The following is a 21,009-nucleotide window of genomic DNA, read 5'->3' as shown; positions in this document are numbered from 1 at the left end:
AGGCCCAACCACTTACACAGTCAATGAGACACGCCCGCTGACTCCACTCCGGTCTCCTCCAGGACCCGCAGCGCATCGACCTTGCTGGTCGGTTCGATGATGCGTGCGGCCACCAGGTCGCGGAAAACCTCATCACCACCGGTAGCGGTGTCGAAACCCAGTACCCGATAAGCGGTACACAACGCCTCCCACAGGTGCGCCGAACGCGTGGCCACGATCTCCAACGGCGCCCCCGGGGAACCGGGGCGATCTAGGCCCAGGTCCAGGCTCTGCTGACCAGCCGCGAGGCGCTGCTCAGCCGCCGCTTTCAGCAGCTCCAAGCGGGCATCGTCGTGCGCCGACCCCAGGTGCTCGATCTTTCGCGAACCCTTCCGCGACGACCACACGATCTGCACCGCCGTGGCCCCCGAGGCCGTCTTCACGGTGCGCACATACGCCACCACCGCACCCTAAAGCCCACGAATTAGTGCATACATACCGCGCCGACAACGACGAAAACCGCAGATCAACCCGCTGAGCGCTGACCAATCAACGAAACGTGGCCCAAGTCAGGTTGAACGTTCGCACCATCGGCTACTCGGTCACGTTCGGGTCCAGCACCAACGCGTCAGGGTCAGCTACACAGGCATACGTGTTCCCGCACTAAAGGCAAATCGGCCAGTCGAACCCGTTCTTTTCACAGATGTAATGGACACGCAGAAAATCTGGCCGGTCCCGCCAGTCGTCAGGCAGAGGCACAGGAACCAACGCCAAGGCGTCCAGAGTCTCCTGCGGAATGGCCTTGTCGAGACCGAGCTGGCGCACGATCAAAGCCTGATAGAGCGTCATCAAGCTTCGCCATGTGGGCTCCGCCGCTTCTGCTAGATCCGCAGCCTCCCGATACAACTTCATGCCTTTGTCCACGTTGCCGGCCGCCAAGTGCGCGAGGCCAAGAGTCGCACTCAGGACAAAGTGGCCTTCTGCGAAAGGCTCGATAAGTCGAATAGCCTCGTCAGCGCGTCCGCTCATCGCAAACACGTACGCCGCAGAATTAATAATTGATAAATCATCTGGGAACTTTTCCAGAGCGTCCCTTGCCACAACAGTCGCCTTGGACCAGTTACCCATGCCAATTCCGATGGACACCAGCGCAGCGCTGGCAGCCATTGCATTGTTGGGCTCAAGATCGAACCACTCCTCCGCGGCAGATGCAGCTGCTTGATTATCACCCTCCAGGAATGCAATCTGATGCCGAATGTAAGCACGACGAATCGCCGTAGTACTGCTCTCTAAATTCGATAAAGCTGCACGCAATTGCTGAGCATCCTGGCGTTTGTGCGCCACTTCTGCAAATGTAACTACTACGGCGTCATTACCTGGAAACTGCGAAACCAACGCTGATAACTCCTGCGATGCATTGTCGTAATCTAGACGTCCAGTTGTGTACTTAAACCTGACCACGTTAGCCCGCACTCTTCCCTCAGTCACGTGATCACCTTCACGCTTCGCTGCTTCGCTTGCAGAAGTAAGAAGTGTTAGAGCTCTAGAAAAGTCGTTTCTCAAAAGTAGGGTGCGTCCTTCGGCCTCAAGGAAACGGGCATCCGCAACAACCTTCCTTGACTTAAGCTGTGCAATCTCTTGAGCTGCTCTATCTGCATTGCCCACAGCTAAGAGCAGGTCCAGATACAGCAGCGATAGATCTTTCCGACCAGGCGCGATGCGTGTTGCCCGATAGGCAACACGAGTTGCCTTCTCGATGGAACCAAGTTGCCACAGCGAAAAAGCTAAATTCAGCAGTGAGTCAACATCTTCGGGTTCCTTCCTCACCGCTTGTCGAAGAGAATGAACAGCCTCTTTGTAACGACCCAAGGAGGCGTACACGTAACCGCGGAACGCCTCGACTGCCCAATTATCGTAAGGGGCTAATGCGTTTTCCGCCTCCTCATACTTGCCAAGTGCAAAAGCAACCGCAGCGTAAGTAACGCAGAGAGAAGCAGGAATGGGAGCGCGCCCCAGCGCCTCATACGCATATTCGAGGCAGTCATAGCGACTCAAGATCTCGACGGCAATGCGCACGGCTGACGGATCTATCCAGAAAGCGCCGTTAGTCGAAACATCGACGCTCTTGTCAATCGCTTCGCGAGCCGCATCGACAGCGGGCTCGGCATTCCCAAGAGCTGCATGAGTCTGAGCTAGGGCTGCAAGGGTAGTTGAACTGCGTACAGCATCCACGCGCCGCAACGCGCGATCATGAGCCCGTTTGGCATCGAGGAAAATCACCTCATCGACGTCAACGTACTTTTGGCGTTTGTCGGTCGCAGTCAGCAAAGGCGCCACGTCGCCAGGACGCACGGGACCAGCTCTTTCCACTGCCTCGTCCTGAGGTCGAATTGCTTCTAGGGCTCCTAGAACTGAAACAGTCATGATGCGCTCCTACGCGTAGACCTAGACCCCTTGTTTTCCAGCTTCAAGCGTTTGAGCATGATGTCGGCCCGGTCTAAAAGCCATAGACATCCAGCATCTGGATCCTTCGGTATGCGACCCATTGATTTATATGTCCGTCGCGACGGCTCGGGATCGCAGAGCTGCCTCAGCAGCCTCACGCCTTCATCCCGTATCGCCGGAGGAAACTCGACTGCCACGTGCTCAATTGCTCGATAGAACTTCGGCCGAAGTGTCGCTATGTCGCGCTTCACGCCCTTTTGACGATCCTGCACGCCTTGCATCCTCATCTTTTGAATGTCGCCCCAGGACCCGATGGCCAGCCCTGTCATTGGCTGGCCGGTTGCCAGCTCAACCAGTAGCGAGCCGAGGCCATATAGATCAGCCATGCGGAAATCAGTTTCCGCCAAGCCGCCTTGCAGCCATAGGTATTCGGGTGGCGCAAAACGCACATCTCCACGGCCGGAAGCGTATACGTCTGCAGATAACGTGGGTGGAAGACTGAAATCTTTTGCCCGCCCAAGATCAGTAAGCCGTAGTTCGGTATTTCCCTTATTAACCATCAAAAGGCAGTTACCGCTTTTCAAATCCCTGTGCGCGACCTTACTGAGATGCATCTGATGCACCCCCAAAACAGCGCCTCTCCAGTGGCTGATCCGTTCCTCCCATGGGATCGCCGCGCGGCGAGCCGGATCATCGAGGACCTCGTCCAGCGCACCAGACGCAAGCGCCATTACGTGATACTTGACCGGAAGATGTGCGGCGGCGCCGCTGGGGAGGCTCACTGGAAGCATCGCCGTACTGGACTCGATCCAGTTAATCACGCCGGACCGATTTAGCAACTTCTTCAGCAGAACACCTTCCGAGTCAAACTCCGCGGCAGCCTGGGCATCGCTTGACGGCTCAAGAACTTTCAGTGCGAACGACGACCCAGTTGATATGTTGGTGGCTTCGAAGACCAAACCAAAGCCACCACCACCTAGATACCGGCAAATGCGGTAACCATTGATAACCTCGCCAAGCAGGCCGGTCGCCCACGGACTCATTTTTAACCAGACGACTTGCTGCCGTAACGCTGCCGAAGCTCGTCCAAGGATTCGGGATGCGCACAGAGGATCTCAAGAATATCCTCTGGAACCTCCCCTTGCGCGAGGGATATCAAGTCGGTCGGCACGCCGTAATACGACGAGAGCCTTCGAGATACCTCGGGCGCAATCCCCCTCTGGCCCCGCTCCAATCGCGACAATTGCGACGGCGCAACGCCAATGTCAGCTGCGGCACTGCGCAGCGAGCGACCCTGCTTGCGGCGTAATTCGCGCAGCAAGTTAGCGGTTCTTGGCGTTGATGGCATACAGCGAGTCTAGGCACTGTTGCCAAACCTGGCAACAGTGCCTAGAGGGAAGCTTCCTGGCTGATACGTCTATAGACGGCGGCAACACGTCAAACTTGCGCTCTTACCGGCCGGCTTGAGTACTGACGGGAGCGAGAGTTGAGGGCGAGACGCTCCCCGCCATCGATGACGCCCAAAGCCGTCAGCACGTCGCTGAACCGACTTCCACCGCAAGTCCGGCACGGACCATATCCGACGGCCCGCGTGGACGCCAACGGGCGCGAGCTTACCGTACACATCAAGACCGGCAATTAACGCCCGCGATCTCCCGGTGCCGCAGCGCGAGTTGTCGATGCTCCAGGCCGTACGGCGATGCACCTGTGCGAGCGCCTGGCCGTGGGCCCGCCGCTGACGATGCCGATAGTTGCTGTCGCGGGTCGGCGACACGTCGCTGCCGACGCGTGACTTCAGCCGCGTTCGCCGCAGCGCAAGGCGGCGCCGATCAAGGCAATCACACTCGGACAAGCTGGGTGCAGTACAACACCTCATATAACTCATGTATATGTATGCGCACGGCGGTCATCGCCACCGACACGTGGTTGCCGCCTGGCACGGCCACACCGAGCGCGTGATGCGAGCTGTCTGCGGGCGCGTCACCGACGACCGTCTCACCGGCGTCGGCAGTGTGCTCCGTTCCGGCCGTAGTACCGAACTAGGACATCTGGCCGATGGAGAGAAAGCCCCGCAACCAGAAACCCGCCCCAACCACGAGGTCAGAACCGGCACTCAAAAGTGGAGCTAAGGGGATTCGAACCCCTGACCCCCACACTGCCAGTGTGGTGCGCTACCAGCTGCGCCATAGCCCCTTGAAGGTGTGCCCATCGAAGTTACACCACCTGCGGTTAGCGCTCAAAATCGCAGGTCACGGCACCTCGCCACCGGCTTCCGGGCCCAGCGCGCGAGCCGGCGTGTGCTCCGCCGACGGCCGTCCCCGCGTCTCCGGCGCGAATGTCCACCCCACCGCCGCCAGCAGCAGGATCACCCCGGACACCACGAACGCCCACCCGAACGACAGGTACTGCGCGACCGCGCCGACCACCAGCGATCCGATGATCGAGCCCAGGTCGGCCATCATCTGGAACGTCGCCACCGCCGTGCCCGCCCGCGCCTTGTTGCCGATGATGTCGGCGACGGCGGCCTGCTGCGGCGAGCTGAACATGCCCGATGCCGCACCCGCCACATACGCGCCCGCCAGGAACAACGGCAACGACTCCGAAAAACCCACCAACGCCGTCGCAATGGCCGACACCGCCAAACCGATGATCAACAGCGTGCGCCGGCCCACCCGGTCGGACAGGTAGCCGCTGGGGAAGACGGCGCTCACGTTGCCGATCGCGAAGGTCGCCAGCGCCACCCCCGCCATCCCGGGACCCTGGCCGATGATCTCCGAAATGAACAACGGCACCAACGCGATTCGCAGCCCGAACACTGACCAGCCCGTCGCGAAGTTCGACAGCAGCGCTGCCCGATAGGCCCGATGCCGCAACGCAACCCGCACCGTGACCGTCGGCTCCGTCTGCTCAGCCGGCGCCGCCAGCGACGAGTGCCGCAGGCTGAAGAACACCACCGCCGCCGAGATCATCAGCGCGATGCCGTAGATGATGAACGGCGCCCCCAACCCGAAACCCGCTGTCGCTGCGCCCAATACCGGCCCGCCCACCGAGCCCAGCAGGAACGACGTGGAGAACATTCCCGCGACCCGCCCGCGTGCGTCCTCCGGGCTCACCCGGATCATCAGCCCCAGCGCCGAGACGAAGAACATCGTCGAGCCGATACCGCCGAGCGACCGGAACAGCAGCAGCTGCCAATACGTCTGGGCGAACGCGCACGCCCCGGTGGTCACCGCGACGATGAGGATGCCGCTGACGTAGATGCGGCGCTCCCCCAGCCGCTGGATCAGCACCCCGGTGGCGGGTGCGAAGCATAGCCGCATCATCGCGAACGCCGTGATGACGAATGTCGCCGCGCTGATGCTCACCCCGAAGTTGCGCGCATATTGCGGCAGCACCGGCGACACCACGCCATAGCCCAGCGCGATCACCGCGTTCGACGCGATCAGCACCCAGACTTCACCCGGCAGGCGCTGCTTGCGCTGTTCGGCTGGTTCAACCGAACAAGCGCCCTCCGAGGATGAGCTCACGTGATGACCTTATTCACCACTTCACGGGCGGCGTCCTGGACCTCGGCCAGGTGCTCGGGTCCGCGGAACGATTCGGCGTAGATCTTGTAGACGTCCTCGGTGCCTGACGGGCGCGCGGCGAACCACGCGTTTTCCGTCGTCACCTTCAGCCCGCCCAGCGGCGCGCCGTTGCCCGGCGCGGTCGTCAGCTTCGCGGTAATCGGCTCCCCGGCCAACTCGGTGGCCGTGACCTCATCAGGCGAGAGCTTCGCCAGCCGCGCCTTCTGGTCTCGGTCGGCGGGCGCATCGATGCGGGAATACGTTGGCGCGCCGTACTTTTCGGCCAGATCTGTGTACCGCTGCGACGGCGTCTGCCCCGTCACCGCCAGGATCTCCGAGGCCAGCAGCGCCAGGATGATGCCGTCCTTGTCGGTGGTCCACACCGATCCGTCGCGGCGCAGGAACGACGCGCCCGCGCTTTCCTCGCCGCCGAATCCGATGGTGCCGGACAGCAACCCGTCGACGAACCACTTGAAGCCGACGGGTACCTCGACCAGTTTGCGGCCCAGCCCGGCCACCACCCGGTCGATGATCGACGAGCTGACCGCGGTCTTCCCGACGGCCGTACTCGAAGGCCACTCGGGCCGGTTCGTGTACAGGTAGTCGATTGCCACCGCCAGATAGTGGTTCGGGTTGAGCAGCCCGCCGTCGGGTGTGACGATGCCGTGGCGGTCGGAGTCGGCGTCGTTGCCGGTGGCGATCTGATAGCGGTCGCGGTTGGCGATCAGCGACGCCATCGCATTCGGCGAACTGCAGTCCATCCGGATCTTGCCGTCGGTGTCGAGCGTCATGAACCGCCACGTCGCATCCACCAGCGGGTTGACCACCGTCAGCTCCAGGTTGTGGCGTTCGGCGATCGCGCCCCAGTAGTCGACGCTGGCGCCGCCCAGCGGGTCGGCCCCGATGCGGATGCCCTCGGCGCGGATCGCGTGCACGTCGACAACGTTCGGCAGATCATCGACGTAGGCGTTGAGATAGTCGTGGCGCTGCGCATTCTGTAGCGCCCGGGCCAGCGGCATTCGTTTCACGTCGCGCAGCCCGTCGCGCAGAATCTCGTTGGCCCGCTTGGCAATTGCACTCGTCGCGTCGGTGTCGGCGGGGCCGCCGTTGGGCGGGTTGTACTTGAAGCCGCCGTCGCGCGGCGGGTTGTGCGAGGGCGTGACCACGATGCCGTCGGCCAGATCACCGTCGCGGCCGCGGTTGAACGTGAGAATGGCGTGGCTGACCGCCGGTGTCGGGGTGTAGCGGTCGGCGGCGTCGATCATCGCGACCACGTCGTTGGCCGCCAGCACCTCCAGCGCCGACGCCCACGCGGGTTCGGACAGCGCGTGGGTGTCGCGGCCGATGAACAGCGGCCCCGTCGTGCCCTGGTCCGCCCGGTACTCGACGATCGCCTGCGTGGTGGCCAGAATGTGCGCCTCATTGAACGCCGCGTCCAGGCTCGACCCGCGATGCCCCGACGTGCCGAACACCACCTGTTGAGCCACGTCGTCGGGATCGGGTTGGACGGTGTAGTACGCCGTCACCACCTTGGCCACGTCGATGAGATCTTCGGGCTGCGCCGGCTGACCGGCACGGGGATTGGCCGCCATGGCTACCGATTCTGCTCCGTGCCTCACGGCGGCGTCGCGCGGTCCGGTCCATACTTGCGCCATGGGTGGTCGCGACTGGCGTGAACTGGCGGCGGTGTTCGTCGGTGGCGCGCTGGGCACGGTCACACGTGCGGCGCTCGAGGAGTTCGCGGCTCCCGACCCGGGCCGATGGCCGTGGCCGACGTTCATCGCCAACATCGTGGGCGCCTTCCTGCTGGGCTACTTCACCACCCGGCTGCTGGAACGTTTGCCCGTGTCGAGCTATCGCCGTCCGCTGCTGGGCACTGGGCTGTGCGGCGGGCTGACCACGTTCTCCACCATGCAGGTCGAGACCATCCGCATGTTCGAACACGGCCACTACGGGCTGGCGGCCGGCTACACCGGGGCCAGCATCGCCGCGGGGCTGCTCGCCGCCTACCTGGCCACCGCCTTGGTCCGACGGGTCAGCTTCCGATGATCTGGGCCGGTGTCCTGGTCCTCGGCGGAGCGGGCGCGGTGCTGCGGTTTCTGGTCGATGGCGCGGTGTCGCGTCGGGTGGCGAGGTCGTTCCCGTACGGCACGCTGGCGGTGAATCTGACCGGGGCGTTATTGCTGGGCGTTCTCGCCGGGGTTGCGCTGAGCCCGCACCTCGCGCTGCTGGCGGGCACCGCGTTCGTCGGCTCCTACACCACGTACTCCACCTGGATGCTGGAGACGCAGCGGCTGGCCGAAGAACGGCAGGTTTGGCCCGCCGTCGTCAATGTCGTGGTCAGCGTCGTGCTCGGCCTCGCGGCAGCGTGGTTGGGCCAGTGGATCGGGGCCCGGCTGTGAGCGACGCCCTCAAACTCACCGCCTACTTCGGTGAACGCTTGCGCACCGGCGATGGTTTCGTCGCCGACGCGCTACTCGATCTGTACGGCTCTGCCGGGGTGGCGACGAGCGTCATGCTGCGCGGCATCGCCGGCTTTGGAGGACACCGGCAGTTGCGCACTGACGAGCAGCTGAGCCTGTCCGAGGATCCGTCGGTGGCGGTCGCCGCCGTCGACACCGCGGACAAGATTGCTGCACTCGCCGAGCAGGCGGTTTCGATGACGACGCGAGGATTGGTCACCCTGGAGCGCGCGCAGTTGGGTGGCACCGCAACACCGCCGGAGGACGCCAAGCTCACCGTCTACGTGGGTCGGCAACACCGGATATCCGGCCGGCCCGCGCACATTGCGGTGTGTGATGTCCTCTACCGCCACGGATTCGCCGGTGCCACAGTGTTTCTCGGCGTCGACGGCACCGTGCACGGACGACGCTGCCGCGCCCGATTCTTCAGCCGCAACGCCGACGTCCCGGTCATGATCGTCGCGGTCGGCAACGGCCCGCAGGTGGCCGCGGCGATCGACGAGCTCTTTAGCCTGCTGGTCCGCCCGTTGCTGACCGTCGAGCGGGTGGCGCTGTGTAAGCGCGATGGTCGTCTCCTCGCCCGACCGCCCACTGACGGTTCCGCGCCGTGGCAGAAGCTGATGATCCACACCAGCGAGGCGGCCCGCCACGACGGCGCGCCGATCCACCGCGCAATCGTGCGGCGGCTGCGCGAATCCGGCGCGAGCGGGGCAACCGTGCTGCGCGGAATCTGGGGTTTTCAGGGCGACGGTGCACCCCACGGCGACAAGCTGATTCAGCTCGGACGCCAGGTTCCGGTGACCACCATCCTCGTCGATACACCCGAGCGGATCGCGGCCGCCTTCGATATCGTCGATGAGCTCACCGGGCGCCACGGGCTGCTCACCAGCGAGTGGATTCCGACCGCGCATTGGTCCTGACGCCTGCCGGAGGTAAGCCTAGCCTAGGCTAACTCGTCGTTATAAGGTTTCCGGCCATGAAGACCCCTACCCCCGAAGCGGTCAGCGCTGCCCTCACCGAGATCTTGCGTGACGATATGAACGTCGACATTCGCCGGGTCACCCGTGATTCCCGGCTGGTCGACGACGTGGGCCTCGACTCGGTCGCGTTCGCGGTGGGCATGGTGGCGATCGAGGACAAGCTCGGCGTGGCGCTCTCCGAAGAAGACCTGCTGAGCTGTGAGACCGTCGGCGACCTGGAAGCGGCTATCTTGGCCAAAGTCCCTGCCGCGCAGAGCAAGTCGTGAACGTTCTGGCCTCCGCGCTCTCCGACGCGATGACGTCGTCCGGCCGTGACCTCGTCGTCCTCGACACCGGAACCCGGGTGTGGAACCGGCACCCGTGGGCAGAGGTCTATGCGCGTGCGGAGAACGTCGCGGCCCGAATCCTCGACGACGACGCCGCCGCCGTCGGCCTGGTCGGCGAACCGACCGTCGAGTTCATCGCGGCCATCCCCGGCGCACTCCTTGCGGGGGCCGCGGTGTCGATCCTGCCTGGACCGGTGCGCGGCGCCGATGCAGAGCAGTGGGCGCAGGCGACGCTGGCCCGGTTCGCCGGGATCGGTGTGCAGACCGTGTTCAGCCACGGTGAGCACTTGGCGCAGCTGCGTGCCGTCGACAGTCCCGTCGCGGTGCACGACGTCGGCACGGTCGCCGATGCGCGCCGGTCGACGACGTTCGCGGCCCCCGGCGACCGGGGCGACTTCGCGGTGCTGCAGGGCACCGCCGGGTCGACGGGCACGCCGCGGACGGCGCAGCTTTCGCCGGATGCGGTGTTGTCAAATATGCGCGGACTGCTTGCGCGCGTCGGCGTTTCGCCCGCTGACGTGGGGTGTTCGTGGCTGCCGCTCTATCACGATATGGGGCTGACGTTCTTGCTCAGCGCCGCGCTCGCCGGGATCGACGTGTGGCAGGCGCCCACGGCGGCGTTCGCGGCGTCGCCGTTCGGTTGGTTGCATTGGCTGTCAGAGAGCCGCGCCAGCGTGACCGCGGCTCCGAATATGGCCTACGGCCTGATCGGCAAGTACTCGCGTCGTATCACCGATGTGGACCTCGGCAATCTGCGGTTCGCGCTCAACGGCGGCGAGCCCGTCGACTGCGACGGAACATTGCGCTTCGCAACGGAAATGGCCCGCTTCGGCTTCGACGCTGCGGCGCTGGCCCCGTCGTACGGACTGGCCGAATCGACCTGTGCGGTGACGGTTCCGCTGCCCGGCTCGGGATTGCGGGTCGATGAGATATCCGCCGACGATTCCGGCAGGCGGCACGCCATCCTCGGCGAAGCCATTCCCGGCATGCAGGTCAGGGTCAGCCCGGTCGACGGTCAGGACCATGACATCGCGGGGCGCGAGGTCGGTGAGATCGAGATCCGCGGGTCCTCGATGATGTCGGGCTACCTCGGCGAGCAACCGCTCGAAGCCGAGAGCTGGTTTCCCACAGGCGATCTGGGCTACTTCGTAGACGGCGGTCTCGTGGTGTGCGGACGGGCCAAGGAGTTGATCACTGTCGCGGGCCGCAACATATTCCCCGCGGAGATCGAGCGGGTGGCGGCCCAAGTGCCTGGGGTTCGCGAGGGTGCGGTGGTCGCGGTCGGCACCAACGGCGACAGCGTGCGGCAAGGCCTGGTGATCGCGGCCGAATTCCGCGGTCCCGACGAGCCCGGGGCGCGCAGCCAACTCGTCCAGCGGGTCGCGTCGGAATGTGGTGTGGTGCCGGCGGATGTGGTGTTTTTTGCGCCGGGGTCGCTACCCCGCACGTCGTCGGGCAAGCTGCGCCGACTGGAAGTCAAGCGGAACCTGGAGGCGGTGAACCAATGACGATCGCGGCACCGCCCATCGAGGATTACCAAGCGCTGCTCGACCGGGTTTTCGACGAGCAGGTGACGGCGTGGACCGCGGAAGCCGAACAGACCGAACGCTTTCCGCGCAAACTCATCGAACACCTCGGCCGGTCGGGCGTGTTCACCGAGAAATGGGGAGACGGCCAACATCCCGACGTCGCAAAGCTGATCGCACTCGCGACCGCCCTGGGCCGCCTGGGCTCGGCGGGCATCGGTGTCGGTGTGAGCCTGCATGATTCGGCGATCGCTTTGCTGCGCCGGTTCGGCAAGTCCGACTACCTGCGCACGATCTGTGAGCAAGCGATTCGCGGCGAGGCGGTGCTGTGCATCGGCGCGTCCGAAGAGTCGGGCGGCTCGGATCTGCAGATCGTCGAGACCGAAGTTCGTTCTGCGCGAGACGGATTCGAAGTTCGCGGCATCAAGAAGTTCGTGTCACTGTCACCGATCGCCGACCACATCATGGTGGTGGCGCGCAGCGTCGACCACGACCCGACCAGCAGGCACGGCAACGTGGTGGTGATCTCGGTGCCCGCCTCGCAGGTCGAGGTGCAGACGCCGTACCGCAAGGTCGGCGCGGGGCCGCTGGACACCGCCGCGGTGCATATCGACACCTGGGTCCCCACCGATGCGCTGATCGCGCGGCCGGGCACCGGCTTGGCGGCCATCTCGTGGGGGTTGGCCCACGAACGGCTGTCGATCGCCGGCCAGGTCGCCGGCGCCTGTCAGCGCGTCATCGGTATCACGTTGGCCCGCATGATGAAACGCCGCCAATTCGGGTCCACCCTCTTCGAGCACCAGGCCTTGCGCATGCGGATGGCCGACCTGCAGGCCCGCGTCGATCTGCTGCGCTACGGGCTGGCCGGCATCGCCGCCGAGGGCCGGCTCGACTTGCGCGCGGCGGCCGCGGTCAAAGTGACCGCGGCCCGGCTCGGCGAAGAGGTGCTCTCGGAGTGCATGCACATCTTCGGCGGCTCGGGCTATCTCGTCGATGAGACGCCTCTGGGCAGTTGGTGGCGCGATATGAAGCTGGCCCGCGTCGGCGGCGGCACCGACGAGGTGTTGTGGGAGTTGGTGGCGGCGGCGATGAAGCCCGACTACGACGGCTACGACGAGCTCATCGGCTCCTGACGCGCGATTTGGGCGTGATTAGTGGCGGTCAGCGCCACTAATCACGCCCAAATCACAAAGCGGCGGGCACGTCGTCCGGGGTGCGCGGCAGCGCGTAGAGCGCCATCCGCCGGTTCGCCATGTCGTGCTCGCCGAGGAACACGCACCCGGCGTACTCGCAGAGCCGTCGGGCTCCGGCATTGCGATGATCGGGGTCGAACATGATGCGCCGACAACGAGGTTCGAGCTCGAAGACACTGGCCACGATGCGCGGCAGCAGAATCGGCGCGATCCCGCGATTGACAAACCGCAGGTCGGCGATCGCCGCGTGCAGGCCGACATCGTAGGGGTCGGCGTCGTAGCGCGGTGCGATGGAATCCTTTGCTGCGCGGTACAGTTCGATATAGCCGACGTCTTTACCGCGGAAGCTGCCGATGAATGGTCGCGAGTACTCGCCGTCGACTTGCGCCTGCAGGTAACGGCGCCAGCGTTCCGGCGGCCAGTCGTATTCCCACGCCTCGACGAGATGGGGCCGGTTCATCCACTCCGACACCATCTCGGCATCGGCGTCGGGGTCGGTGGATCGCAGTGCGTACGGCTCGGCCACGATCGGCGTGGGCGGCGCGCCCACCGCGCGCACCGCGTCGGAGATCTCCGTCAGCTCACGCGGCAGGACGGGCCTGAGCGCTTCATCGATGTCGGTCATTTGACCGCCGAGCCTACCGGAGAAAGTGAGGGTAGGTTTACCTACCCTCCCTGGTGCGAGAGCAGGTCGGCGAGGACGGCGGCTTGGCTGCGGTCGACGTCGCGGGCGGCCGTCACGAGGGTGACCGGGCCGGCGCGCACGAGCTGTCTGAGCTCGTCGAGTGCCGCGGCGCCATCCGGAGTCTGCAGTTCGGCGGTGTAGCGGGCGACGAAATCGTCGAACCTTTCCGGCTTGTGGCCGTACCACTGGCGCAGCTCCGTCGACGGCGCGACGTTCGGCAGCCAGCGGCCGACGCGGGGATCGTCCTTGCGGAAGCCTCGCGGCCACAGCCGGTCGACCAGCACCCGTTCGCCGTCCGCCGGCTCCTGATCCTGATACACGCGCGCGACCCGCACGCGGCGCGGGTTACCCATCGAATGCCATGGTAGAAGCGTGAGTGACAAGAGTTCGGTTGATCGGGTCGCCGACCTGCAGCGGTGGGAAGACTCCGGCGCGGTGTGGCAAGTGGTGTCACGCGCGGGCGCCGGCGTGACTGTCGCGCTACTGCGCTGCGACGGCGGCGAGGAGGTCGACCGCTTCACCTCCGCCGATCCACGGCTGCTGGAATTCATCGGCGACCGGTGCAGTAGTGAGGACTGAGAGCATGCAGGTAGGAAAGCTGACGTTCGTTCCCGTCGCCGACGCGACCGACCTTGTCGCCGGGCCCGCGCGGCAGCACCTCGTTGACGACGGCCTGTGGGTTAGCGCGATCGACCCCGACCTCGCCGACACGGCGGCCTTCTGCGAGCACTACGACATCAGCCTGGATATCTCGGCGAACTGCGTTGTCGTCGAGGCCAAACGCGCCGAGCGGACATGGTACGCGGCCTGTGTCGTGCTGGCCACCACCCGCGCCGACGTCAACGGCATCGTCCGTAAACATCTGGGCGCCCGCAAGATTTCGTTCGCGCCGATGGATACGGCCGTCACCCTCACCGGCATGGAATACGGCGGCATCACACCGATCGGGCTGCCCGCCGACTGGCCCGTGCTCATCGACCAAAGCGTCACCGATCAGCAACATGTGATTGTCGGCAGCGGTATTCGCGGCTCGAAACTGCTTGTCTCCACCGATGTTCTGGCAGCGCTGCCCAACGGGGAAGTGCTGGCGATCACCAAGACCTAGCTGGACGGATGCTCCGGCGGTTCCAGAATCAACGCGACCGTGCGCCCGATCGAGCGGGCAAAGGTGCGATCGTCGAGATCCTCCAAACCGGTTGACGCGCGCAAGAACCCGTCGAACATCACCCACCCGAGTTGCAGCGCGATGGCGTGCGCTGCCGCCAGCCGTGCACCGCGCTCATCGGAATGCCGCTGGCGGACACTGTCCAACAGCACCTCCATCGTCGGAAACCGGCTCTGCAGTTCGCCGACCGGATACCCGTCGAGCGAGGCCCGGGCAAGGACACGAAGCTGGCGGTCGACCGCCGTGGCGATGCTGATTCCGTCGGCCCCCTCGGCGAGTAGTGCGGCGAGGTGCTGGCCCAGGTGGTCGAGAACGGCGCCGACGAGGTTGTCCTTGCTGCCGAAATGGCGATGAATCAAGCCGTGATTGACGTGCGAGTGCGCCGCGATGTCGCGGATCGAGGTGGCCGCGGGCCCGCGTTGCGCGAACAGCTCCGCGGCGGACTGCAGCACCGCCGCGACGACCTCATCGCGGCCCAGTGGCGCGTCGGCGGGCCGCGAATCACCTCTTGCGCTGGCCGTAGTCATGTGACTACGGTACCGGCACACGAGCGTGCAGTCAGTCGACTACATGCTCACCTGGAGAGTTCACGAAAGGACTCGCCCATGGCAATGACGCCGAACCCGCAGTACGGACGTTTTGTCGGAAGGGTCGGCGCGCTGGCCGTCGCGCTGGGAATCGGCGCCGCGATCGCCAACAGTCCCGGGGTCGCAATGGCCGATGACGGCCAATCGGCAAGCTCGGAGTCGTCAACCGATTCCGCGACCTCACCCAGCGCAGATTCGCCCAGCGAGGATTCGGCCAAGACCTCCCGCAAGCGGGTGTTGGATTCGCTTCAGTCGAAATCCGCTGCGCGACAAGAACGATTGCGCTCCGCGGTGGCCGCGGCCGTCGGCGCGATCACTGACGATGACGACGAGAAGTCGGCCGCGTCGTCAACTCACCGCAGAAAGAACACGTCTCGCCCACCGTCGACGCGGCCGTCGCGGACCGTGACCACACCGGAGCCGGACGCCGCCGGCACACCTGCTGACGACACTGGGAAGCCGACCGCCCAGGTGACGATCTCGCACGTCGCGTCGACGGGCGCGGAGGTGGCGCAGCGCGCGGCACAAGCTATCGAGACGACGTCGGTAGCGGTGGCCAAGGTTCCGGCGAGCGTGACCACCCAGCGCACGCCGCAGCCGCCGCCGAGCAGAGTTGCTGTGAAGGTGTTGTCGGTGCTGGGAGGTGCGCCGCAGGCCAACAGCGAGCCGGTCGCACCCGCGCAGTCCCCGGCACTGTGGGCGATGCTGGGATTTGCGCGCCGCGAGCTCGGACACACTGCTGTCATGGACAGTCCGCTAGGAACCCCGGAGCAACTGGAAGCCGAGCGGATCGCCACCGAAACCGTCAACACCGTCCCCGTGCGATTGATGAAAGTCGTTCTCAAGGCCGGGTTCTTGGCCGCGGCGTATCAGCAGTTCCCCGGCGGTCCCGACGCCGAGAACCTGGCGGCGTTGGACGAAGCCGTCGACGAATTCGCCTTGGCGGCAGCGTTTCAGCAGCAATTGCTCGACTCGATGAACCCGAAGTTCATCACGCAGGTCGCCCCGCCACACACCTGGTACGGGCAATCGGTAGGCGGCACCCGCATCCTCTACGACAATCCCGACACCATCTACCGTTTCACGGGTGTCAGCGCATCGTCGGAGTATGTGATCACCGGCCAGTTCCACGACGTCGACGGCGACGGCGACTTCCGCGACGACATGCCGGCCGACACCAGCTTCAGCGTGCTGGAAGGCACGGCCGGAACGACGTCGCAGATCCTGGTCGTGGACGAGGATTTCGAGATCAACGACGACGGCACATTCGAGATCACCGTCAGCTCCGAACCCGGCGAACCGGGAAAGAATCACCTGCAACTCACGCCGGGCTCCACCATCATCGCGTCGCGAAATACATTGGGCGACTGGAACGCCGAGGCGCCGATGACGTTGGATATCGAGCGCGTCGGTGGCCCGCCCGACAGCCTGTTCGCCCAATTGGGCGGGTTCACCTTCCTTGGGTCGGTGGTGAACCAGAACCCGGCGCTGGTCTCACTGGTGTCCGTCATCCCGCCGCTGCCCTATATGCCGCCGGTTTTGCGCGGCACGGTCACCGCGGTGATCTTGGTGGTCCGCGGGGTGAACGAGCAGGCCAAGTACATGGAGTTGGCAACGGCCGAGAACCCCAATGAGATCAGCCAGCCGGCAAGCAATGCCGAGTTCCTGGCGAACCAGCTGCAGAGCAACGGCCAGTACGAATTGGCCGACGACGAAGCCCTGGTGGTCACCATCGATCCGGGCGACGCGGGCTACTTCATCGTGCCCACCTACAACGACTGGACGATCACCGACAACTATTGGGACCAGCCGACGAGTCTGAACAACGAGCAGGCCATCGCGAACCCGGACGGCACCTACACGTTCGTCATCTCGCCGACGGATCCCGGTGTGCAGAACTGGGTTTCGACGGGCGGCCTGAACCAGGGTCTGGTGTCCATCCGGTTCCAGAAGCTGGGCGACGAGGCCCCCCGCATCGTCAGCCGGGAAGTGATGACGCACGACGAGGTGCAGGCGCTGTACCCGGCGGTCACGCCCGAGGAGCGCCAGCAGCAACTCGAGGAACGCAAGGCCGGCTACGACAAGCGTTGGGCGCCCTACCCGCAGGTGTAAGGCGCCAAACACTCAGCCGATATCTGTCGGATCATGCTATGCGTTGACAACAGATTTGGCGTCGCGTAGACACAGGAATCGGACATAATCGACTGATGTGTCCGAGACCAGCGAGGGAGTCCGACCTTGCCGACCACGTTCCCGCTGCACTCCCCCGACTTCTACACCGGCGATCCCTATCCGGCCTATAAGGAATTGCGCGCGACGGCGCCGGTGTGCTTCAACGACGTCACGAACTTCTGGGCGCTGTTGAAGTACGAGGACATCCGGTATGTGTCGACCAACCCGGACATGTTCTCGTCGGCCAAGGGCATCACCATCCCCGATCCTGTTTTTCCAAACCCGGTGCAGGAGGGCAACCTCATCTTCACCGACCCGCCGCGACACCGTCAGCTGCGCAAGCTGATCAACACCGGATTCACCCGACGGCAGGTGGCGGTTCTCGAACCCAAGGTGCGTGACATCGTCGTGGGGATTCTTGACGACGTCCGGTGCGGAACCACCCTCGAGTTCGCCGAAGGGCTCGCCGCTCCCCTGCCGACGCGGATGATCGCCGAGTTGCTCGGCGCCCCGGCCGACGACTGGGAGCAGTTCCGCACCTGGTCGGACGCGTGCACCGGGGTTGACGATCCCGAGATCGAACTCGATTCGTTTGTCGCCATCGGCGAGCTGTTCGAGTACTTCCAGCAGCTGATCGCCGCGCGGCGCAGCGAGCCGCGAGACGACATGCTGTCGGTGTTGACCACAGCCGAGATCGACGGAACCAAGCTCACCGACGACGACCTGCTGAACTTCGCATTCCTGTTGCTCGTCGCGGGTAACGAAACCACCCGCAACCTCATCGCGTTGGGCACGTTGGCGCTCATCGAGCATCCTGACCAGCGCCGCAGGCTCATCGATGATTCCACGCGCATTCCCGGCGCGGTGGAGGAAATGCTGCGCTGGACCTCGCCGGTGACGCACATGGCGCGCACCGCGATGGCCGACGTCGAGCTGCGCGGACAGCTCATCCGCGAGGGCGACACGGTGGTGATGCTCTACGGCTCCGCCAACCGCGACGAGGAGATCTTCGGTTGCGATGCAGAGGAATTCAACGTCACGCGGCATCCCAACCCGCACATCGCGTTCGGGTGTGGCGAGCATTCATGTATCGGGGCGCAGCTGGCCCGTCTCGAGGCGCGGGTGTTCTTCGAAGTATTACTGGGGCGATACCCCGAGCTCGAACTGGTCGGCGACGTCGACCGGGTGCGGGCGACCATGGTGCCCGGGGTCAAGCGGATGCCGGTGCGCCTCGGGACAGGATGCTGAGTGAGCGCCGAAACCGTCACCGACACCCGTGAACTCATCATCGAGTCCGCGTTCGACTGCTTCCGCAGGCAGGGCCTGAACAAAACCACCGTCGTCGACATCGCCCGGGCGGCCGATGTCTCGCGCAGCACCGTCTACGAATACTTCCGGGACAAGGAGGAGATCGTCGAGGCGTGCGCAGAGCACGCCTCGCAACAGTTCTACCGCGAGATGGCCAGGGCGATGGGCAAGGGAGAGTCGCTCGAAGACAAGCTGGTTCACGCGGCGGTGTTCGTTACCAGAGCACGGCGGTTCGTCGAACCCGAAAAGTACTTCGACGCCGCCGAGGTGAGCCTGCTGCTCACGAAGAACGCCGCGGTGCTGCTGCGGGAATGCGGTGAATTCCTTGCGCCGTATCTCGCGGCCGCGAAGCTCACCGGGGAAGTGCGCAAAGACCTCAACGTGGTCAGCGCCGGCGAGTGGTTCGCGCGGATGCTCTTCTCGTTGTTCAGCACACCGTCGGCGACGTTGGACATCGAGGACGACGACGTCGTCGCCGAGTTCGTGCGCTCCTTTGCGGTGCGCGGATTCGCTAACGACCGCCGAGCGCGGTGAAAAGTACTGCTCCGCAGGAGATTTCCGCACCGGCATTCACCGCATCGGCGACGACGACGTTCGCCGGCTCGCGTTCGTCCATGACCACTACGGGCACAATGGGATTGAGGCCTTTCGCCTCGACCGACGGCACGTCATAGGTGATGACCAGCTGGCCCGCGGCGACGTCGTCGCCCTGGCTGACGTGGGTCGTGAAGCCGACGCCTTCCAGCCGGACCGTGTCCAGGCCCAGATGCACCAGTACGCCCACGCCATCCGGCGTCATCACGACGTAGGCGTGCGGCATCAGCTTCACCACCTTGCCGCTGACCGGTGCGACCGCGTCGATCACGCCCCGCGGAGGATCGATCGCGGCGCCGTAGCCCACCATGCCCGCCGAAAACACAGGGTCGGGGACGTCGGCCAGCGCCAGCGCGCGACCGACGACCGGGGCGAGGACCGCCGTACTCACGCATCAACCATACGAGCGTTGCGAAAGATCGTCTCAGCCGCCAAGGTTCTCGTCTAGGCTTCCGCTGAGCAGAGGAGGTCCACCAGGATGAGCGAGACCGCGAAAACGCAAGCAGCACAGGGACAGTCGGGCCTGCGCGTGCCAGGTTTCGCCCAGTTGCAGCGGCTGGGCAAGAGCCTCATGCTGCCGATCGCGGTATTGCCCGCGGCGGGCATTCTGCTTCGGCTGGGCCAGCCCGACCTGCTGGGCAGGATCGACGCTCCCGTCATCGGCTCGTTCTTCAAGGCGATGAGTGCGGCCGGCGACGCGCTGTTCACCAACCTTCCCCTGCTGTTCGCGGTCGGTGTCGCCATCGGGTTCGCCCGCAAGGCCGACGGGTCGACCGCGCTGGCCGCCGTCGTGGGCTACCTCGTGGTGGACGCGGTGTTCAAGACCATGTCGCCCATCGTGCTGGCCGGCGAGGTCGACAAGGCCGGCGAGCAGGCCCAGATCAACTACAGCGTATTCGCCGGCATCGTCGTCGGCCTGGTCACCGCATGGCTGTTCGACCGCTACCACACCATCCAATTGCCGTCGTATCTAGGCTTTTTCGGCGGCCGCCGCTTCGTCCCGATCGTGGTGTCGCTGGTCTGCCTGTTCCTCGCGTTCGCGATGAGCTACTTCTATCCGGTCTTCGACGCGGGCCTCACCGCACTCGGCAAGTTCATCGGCGGCGCGGGGGCAGTCGGCGCCTTCGTCTACGGCTTCGCCAATCGCATGCTGATCCCGTTCGGGCTGCACCACATCCCGAACTCATACGTCTGGTTCCTTTACGGCGACTATCAGACCCCCGACGGGGAAACCGTCACCGGCGAACTCACCCGCTTCGCCTCCGGCGATGCCACCGCCGGCATCCTCACCTCCGGCTTCTACCCGATCCTGATGTTCGGGCTGCCCGCCGCCGCGCTGGCCATGATTCACGTGGCCAACAAGAAACAGCGCAAGCTCGCGGTCGGCATCCTGGCCGCAGCGGCGCTGACGGCGTTTCTCACCGGCGTCACCGAGCCGCTGGAATTCGCGTTCATGTTCGTCGCCTTCCCGCTGTACGTCATCCACGCGCTTCTGACCGGTCTCTCGCTGGCCATCGCCTACCTGCTCGACATCCATCTGGGCTTCTCGTTCTCCGCGGGGCTCATCGACCTGCTGCTGTACGGCACCGCGCCGGCCGCCAAGAACATCCCGCTGCTGATCGGCATGGGCGCGGTGTTCTTCGTCGTCTATTACCTGCTGTTCCGGTTCGCAATCACGAAGTGGAACCTGCCGACGCCGGGACGTGAGCCGGAGACGGCGTCGGAGGGCGACAAGCAGGCCGCCGCAAGCGACAGCCAAGCCGAGCAGGTCATCGCGGCATTCGGCGGCCGGGACAATCTCGTCAACGTCGATGCCTGCATCACGCGCCTGCGCGTGGACGTCGCCGACACGAGCAAGGTCGATCAGGCGCGGCTGCGGGCGCTGGGCGCGGCGGGCGTCGTCGAGGTCGGCAACAGTGTCCAGGCGGTGTTCGGAACGGGGTCCGAGGCGCTGAAGAGCGCCATTACCGAGCGCCTCTAACCAACTCGGGGACGGACGCCCCACGTGCTCGCCCCAATCT

21 protein-coding genes, 1 tRNA gene and 1 pseudogene are annotated in these 21,009 nt (G+C 65.0%); 12 read left to right on the top strand and 11 right to left on the bottom strand.

Annotated features, from left to right (window positions below; translation table 11 throughout):
- Positions 1-35: 35 nt before the first annotated feature.
- From CWS39_RS20275 to pgm, 7 genes and pseudogenes are all read right to left on the bottom strand, one after another.
- Positions 36-440, bottom strand: a pseudogene (locus tag CWS39_RS20275) (IS1634 family transposase); the annotation flags it as partial.
- A gap of 202 nt (positions 441-642) precedes the next feature.
- Positions 643-2,403, bottom strand: a complete 1,761-nt coding sequence (locus CWS39_RS20270) for a tetratricopeptide repeat protein (protein WP_102144714.1) — start codon at positions 2,401-2,403, stop codon at positions 643-645.
- Positions 2,400-3,467: a protein kinase domain-containing protein gene (locus CWS39_RS20265; RefSeq protein WP_102144713.1), complete on the bottom strand. Its 1,068-nt coding sequence runs from the start codon at positions 3,465-3,467 to the stop codon at positions 2,400-2,402. The genes CWS39_RS20270 and CWS39_RS20265 overlap by 4 nt, the downstream gene beginning before the upstream one ends.
- A 2-nt stretch (positions 3,468-3,469) precedes the next feature.
- Complete coding sequence (locus CWS39_RS30350; RefSeq protein WP_102144712.1) at positions 3,470-3,772, bottom strand: helix-turn-helix domain-containing protein; 303 nt, start codon at positions 3,770-3,772, stop codon at positions 3,470-3,472.
- 772 nt (positions 3,773-4,544) lie between these two features.
- A tRNA-Ala gene (locus tag CWS39_RS20255) sits at positions 4,545-4,617 on the bottom strand.
- Positions 4,618-4,673: 56 nt separating this feature from the next.
- On the bottom strand, positions 4,674-5,951 hold the full coding sequence (locus CWS39_RS20250) for an MFS transporter (RefSeq protein ID WP_102144711.1): 1,278 nt from the start codon (positions 5,949-5,951) through the stop codon (positions 4,674-4,676).
- Positions 5,948-7,582, bottom strand: coding sequence for a phosphoglucomutase (alpha-D-glucose-1,6-bisphosphate-dependent) (gene pgm / locus CWS39_RS20245; protein ID WP_102144710.1), 1,635 nt, complete (start codon positions 7,580-7,582; stop codon positions 5,948-5,950). Before pgm ends, CWS39_RS20250 begins: the two co-directional genes overlap by 4 nt.
- A gap of 61 nt (positions 7,583-7,643) precedes the next feature.
- Between pgm and crcB (CWS39_RS20240) the strand changes: the two genes are divergently transcribed.
- Genes crcB (CWS39_RS20240) through mbtN form a run of 6 tightly spaced genes read left to right on the top strand, consistent with a single transcriptional unit; the run spans position 7,644 to position 12,417 of the window.
- Positions 7,644-8,039, top strand: a complete 396-nt coding sequence (crcB, locus tag CWS39_RS20240) for a fluoride efflux transporter CrcB (protein WP_102144709.1) — start codon at positions 7,644-7,646, stop codon at positions 8,037-8,039.
- Positions 8,036-8,392 carry a fluoride efflux transporter CrcB gene (gene crcB / locus CWS39_RS20235; protein WP_102144708.1) on the top strand — a complete coding sequence of 119 codons (357 nt, stop codon included), beginning with the start codon at positions 8,036-8,038 and terminating at the stop codon, positions 8,390-8,392. The genes crcB (CWS39_RS20240) and crcB (CWS39_RS20235) overlap by 4 nt, the downstream gene beginning before the upstream one ends.
- Positions 8,389-9,372: a DUF190 domain-containing protein gene (locus CWS39_RS20230; RefSeq protein WP_102144719.1), complete on the top strand. Its 984-nt coding sequence runs from the start codon at positions 8,389-8,391 to the stop codon at positions 9,370-9,372. The genes crcB (CWS39_RS20235) and CWS39_RS20230 overlap by 4 nt, the downstream gene beginning before the upstream one ends.
- Before the next feature lie 56 nt (positions 9,373-9,428).
- A complete protein-coding gene (mbtL, locus tag CWS39_RS20225; protein WP_102144707.1) occupies positions 9,429-9,698 on the top strand; it encodes a mycobactin biosynthesis acyl carrier protein MbtL in 270 nt (89 codons plus the stop codon).
- Positions 9,699-9,703: 5 nt separating this feature from the next.
- Entirely contained in the window at positions 9,704-11,266 is a 1,563-nt protein-coding gene (gene mbtM / locus CWS39_RS20220; protein ID WP_199178220.1) for a long-chain-fatty acid--ACP ligase MbtM, read from the top strand.
- Positions 11,263-12,417: a mycobactin biosynthesis acyl-ACP dehydrogenase MbtN gene (gene mbtN, locus CWS39_RS20215; protein WP_102144705.1), complete on the top strand. Its 1,155-nt coding sequence runs from the start codon at positions 11,263-11,265 to the stop codon at positions 12,415-12,417. Before mbtM ends, mbtN begins: the two co-directional genes overlap by 4 nt.
- Before the next feature lie 52 nt (positions 12,418-12,469).
- Here mbtN and CWS39_RS20210 read toward each other — a convergent pair whose 3' ends face one another.
- The gene (locus CWS39_RS20210; protein ID WP_102144704.1) at positions 12,470-13,102 is read right to left on the bottom strand and encodes a GNAT family N-acetyltransferase; all 633 of its coding nucleotides are present in this window, start codon (positions 13,100-13,102) and stop codon (positions 12,470-12,472) included.
- Between the two features lie 41 nt (positions 13,103-13,143).
- Entirely contained in the window at positions 13,144-13,515 is a 372-nt protein-coding gene (locus tag CWS39_RS20205) for a DUF488 domain-containing protein (RefSeq protein ID WP_102144703.1), read from the bottom strand.
- A 19-nt stretch (positions 13,516-13,534) separates the two neighbouring features.
- Between CWS39_RS20205 and CWS39_RS20200 the strand changes: the two genes are divergently transcribed.
- Together CWS39_RS20200 and CWS39_RS20195 are read left to right on the top strand one after the other, a co-directional pair.
- Positions 13,535-13,741: a hypothetical protein gene (locus tag CWS39_RS20200; RefSeq protein WP_102144702.1), complete on the top strand. Its 207-nt coding sequence runs from the start codon at positions 13,535-13,537 to the stop codon at positions 13,739-13,741.
- A gap of 4 nt (positions 13,742-13,745) precedes the next feature.
- On the top strand, positions 13,746-14,267 hold the full coding sequence (locus tag CWS39_RS20195; protein ID WP_102144701.1) for a YbaK/EbsC family protein: 522 nt from the start codon (positions 13,746-13,748) through the stop codon (positions 14,265-14,267).
- Here CWS39_RS20195 and CWS39_RS20190 read toward each other — a convergent pair.
- On the bottom strand, positions 14,264-14,854 hold the full coding sequence (locus CWS39_RS20190) for a TetR/AcrR family transcriptional regulator (RefSeq protein WP_102144700.1): 591 nt from the start codon (positions 14,852-14,854) through the stop codon (positions 14,264-14,266). The two genes, CWS39_RS20195 and CWS39_RS20190, sit on opposite strands and share 4 nt — an antisense overlap.
- A 78-nt stretch (positions 14,855-14,932) precedes the next feature.
- Here CWS39_RS20190 and CWS39_RS20185 point away from each other — a divergent pair, with 78 nt between their 5' ends.
- The 3 genes from CWS39_RS20185 (at position 14,933) to CWS39_RS20175 (ending at position 18,928) form a co-directional block, all read left to right on the top strand.
- A complete protein-coding gene (locus tag CWS39_RS20185; protein ID WP_102144699.1) occupies positions 14,933-17,026 on the top strand; it encodes a DUF1214 domain-containing protein in 2,094 nt (697 codons plus the stop codon).
- A 126-nt stretch (positions 17,027-17,152) separates the two neighbouring features.
- Positions 17,153-18,334, top strand: coding sequence for a cytochrome P450 (locus tag CWS39_RS20180; RefSeq protein ID WP_102144698.1), 1,182 nt, complete (start codon positions 17,153-17,155; stop codon positions 18,332-18,334).
- On the top strand, positions 18,335-18,928 hold the full coding sequence (locus tag CWS39_RS20175) for a TetR/AcrR family transcriptional regulator (protein ID WP_102144697.1): 594 nt from the start codon (positions 18,335-18,337) through the stop codon (positions 18,926-18,928). It begins immediately after the preceding gene.
- Here CWS39_RS20175 and CWS39_RS20170 read toward each other — a convergent pair.
- Complete coding sequence (locus CWS39_RS20170; RefSeq protein WP_102144696.1) at positions 18,906-19,379, bottom strand: PTS sugar transporter subunit IIA; 474 nt, start codon at positions 19,377-19,379, stop codon at positions 18,906-18,908. The genes CWS39_RS20175 and CWS39_RS20170 overlap by 23 nt on opposite strands.
- Before the next feature lie 87 nt (positions 19,380-19,466).
- Here CWS39_RS20170 and CWS39_RS20165 point away from each other — a divergent pair, with 87 nt between their 5' ends.
- Positions 19,467-20,969, top strand: coding sequence for a PTS transporter subunit EIIC (locus CWS39_RS20165; protein WP_102144695.1), 1,503 nt, complete (start codon positions 19,467-19,469; stop codon positions 20,967-20,969).
- Positions 20,970-21,009 lie beyond the last annotated feature (40 nt).

Origin of the sequence: Mycobacterium hubeiense (assembly GCF_002838065.1) — a bacterium.
GTDB lineage: Bacteria > Actinomycetota > Actinomycetes > Mycobacteriales > Mycobacteriaceae > Mycobacterium > Mycobacterium hubeiense.
The sequence above is the reverse complement of the archived record's forward strand: the minus strand, read 5'-3'. Positions and strand labels throughout refer to the sequence as shown.

What these genes read in the sequence shown, in the direction of transcription:
- CWS39_RS20270 (WP_102144714.1), bottom strand. Translation starts at nt 2,403, where the DNA reads ATGACTGTTTCAGTTCTAGGAGCCCTAGAAGCAATTCGACCTCAGGAC.
- CWS39_RS20265 (WP_102144713.1), bottom strand. Translation starts at nt 3,467, where the DNA reads ATGAGTCCGTGGGCGACCGGCCTGCTTGGCGAGGTTATCAATGGTTAC.
- CWS39_RS30350 (WP_102144712.1), bottom strand. Translation starts at nt 3,772, where the DNA reads ATGCCATCAACGCCAAGAACCGCTAACTTGCTGCGCGAATTACGCCGC.
- pgm (WP_102144710.1), bottom strand. Translation starts at nt 7,582, where the DNA reads ATGGCGGCCAATCCCCGTGCCGGTCAGCCGGCGCAGCCCGAAGATCTC.
- crcB (WP_102144709.1), top strand. Translation starts at nt 7,644, where the DNA reads ATGGGTGGTCGCGACTGGCGTGAACTGGCGGCGGTGTTCGTCGGTGGC.
- crcB (WP_102144708.1), top strand. Translation starts at nt 8,036, where the DNA reads ATGATCTGGGCCGGTGTCCTGGTCCTCGGCGGAGCGGGCGCGGTGCTG.
- mbtL (WP_102144707.1), top strand. Translation starts at nt 9,429, where the DNA reads ATGAAGACCCCTACCCCCGAAGCGGTCAGCGCTGCCCTCACCGAGATC.
- mbtN (WP_102144705.1), top strand. Translation starts at nt 11,263, where the DNA reads ATGACGATCGCGGCACCGCCCATCGAGGATTACCAAGCGCTGCTCGAC.
- CWS39_RS20210 (WP_102144704.1), bottom strand. Translation starts at nt 13,102, where the DNA reads ATGACCGACATCGATGAAGCGCTCAGGCCCGTCCTGCCGCGTGAGCTG.
- CWS39_RS20205 (WP_102144703.1), bottom strand. Translation starts at nt 13,515, where the DNA reads ATGGGTAACCCGCGCCGCGTGCGGGTCGCGCGCGTGTATCAGGATCAG.
- CWS39_RS20195 (WP_102144701.1), top strand. Translation starts at nt 13,746, where the DNA reads ATGCAGGTAGGAAAGCTGACGTTCGTTCCCGTCGCCGACGCGACCGAC.
- CWS39_RS20190 (WP_102144700.1), bottom strand. Translation starts at nt 14,854, where the DNA reads ATGACTACGGCCAGCGCAAGAGGTGATTCGCGGCCCGCCGACGCGCCA.
- CWS39_RS20185 (WP_102144699.1), top strand. Translation starts at nt 14,933, where the DNA reads ATGGCAATGACGCCGAACCCGCAGTACGGACGTTTTGTCGGAAGGGTC.
- CWS39_RS20165 (WP_102144695.1), top strand. Translation starts at nt 19,467, where the DNA reads ATGAGCGAGACCGCGAAAACGCAAGCAGCACAGGGACAGTCGGGCCTG.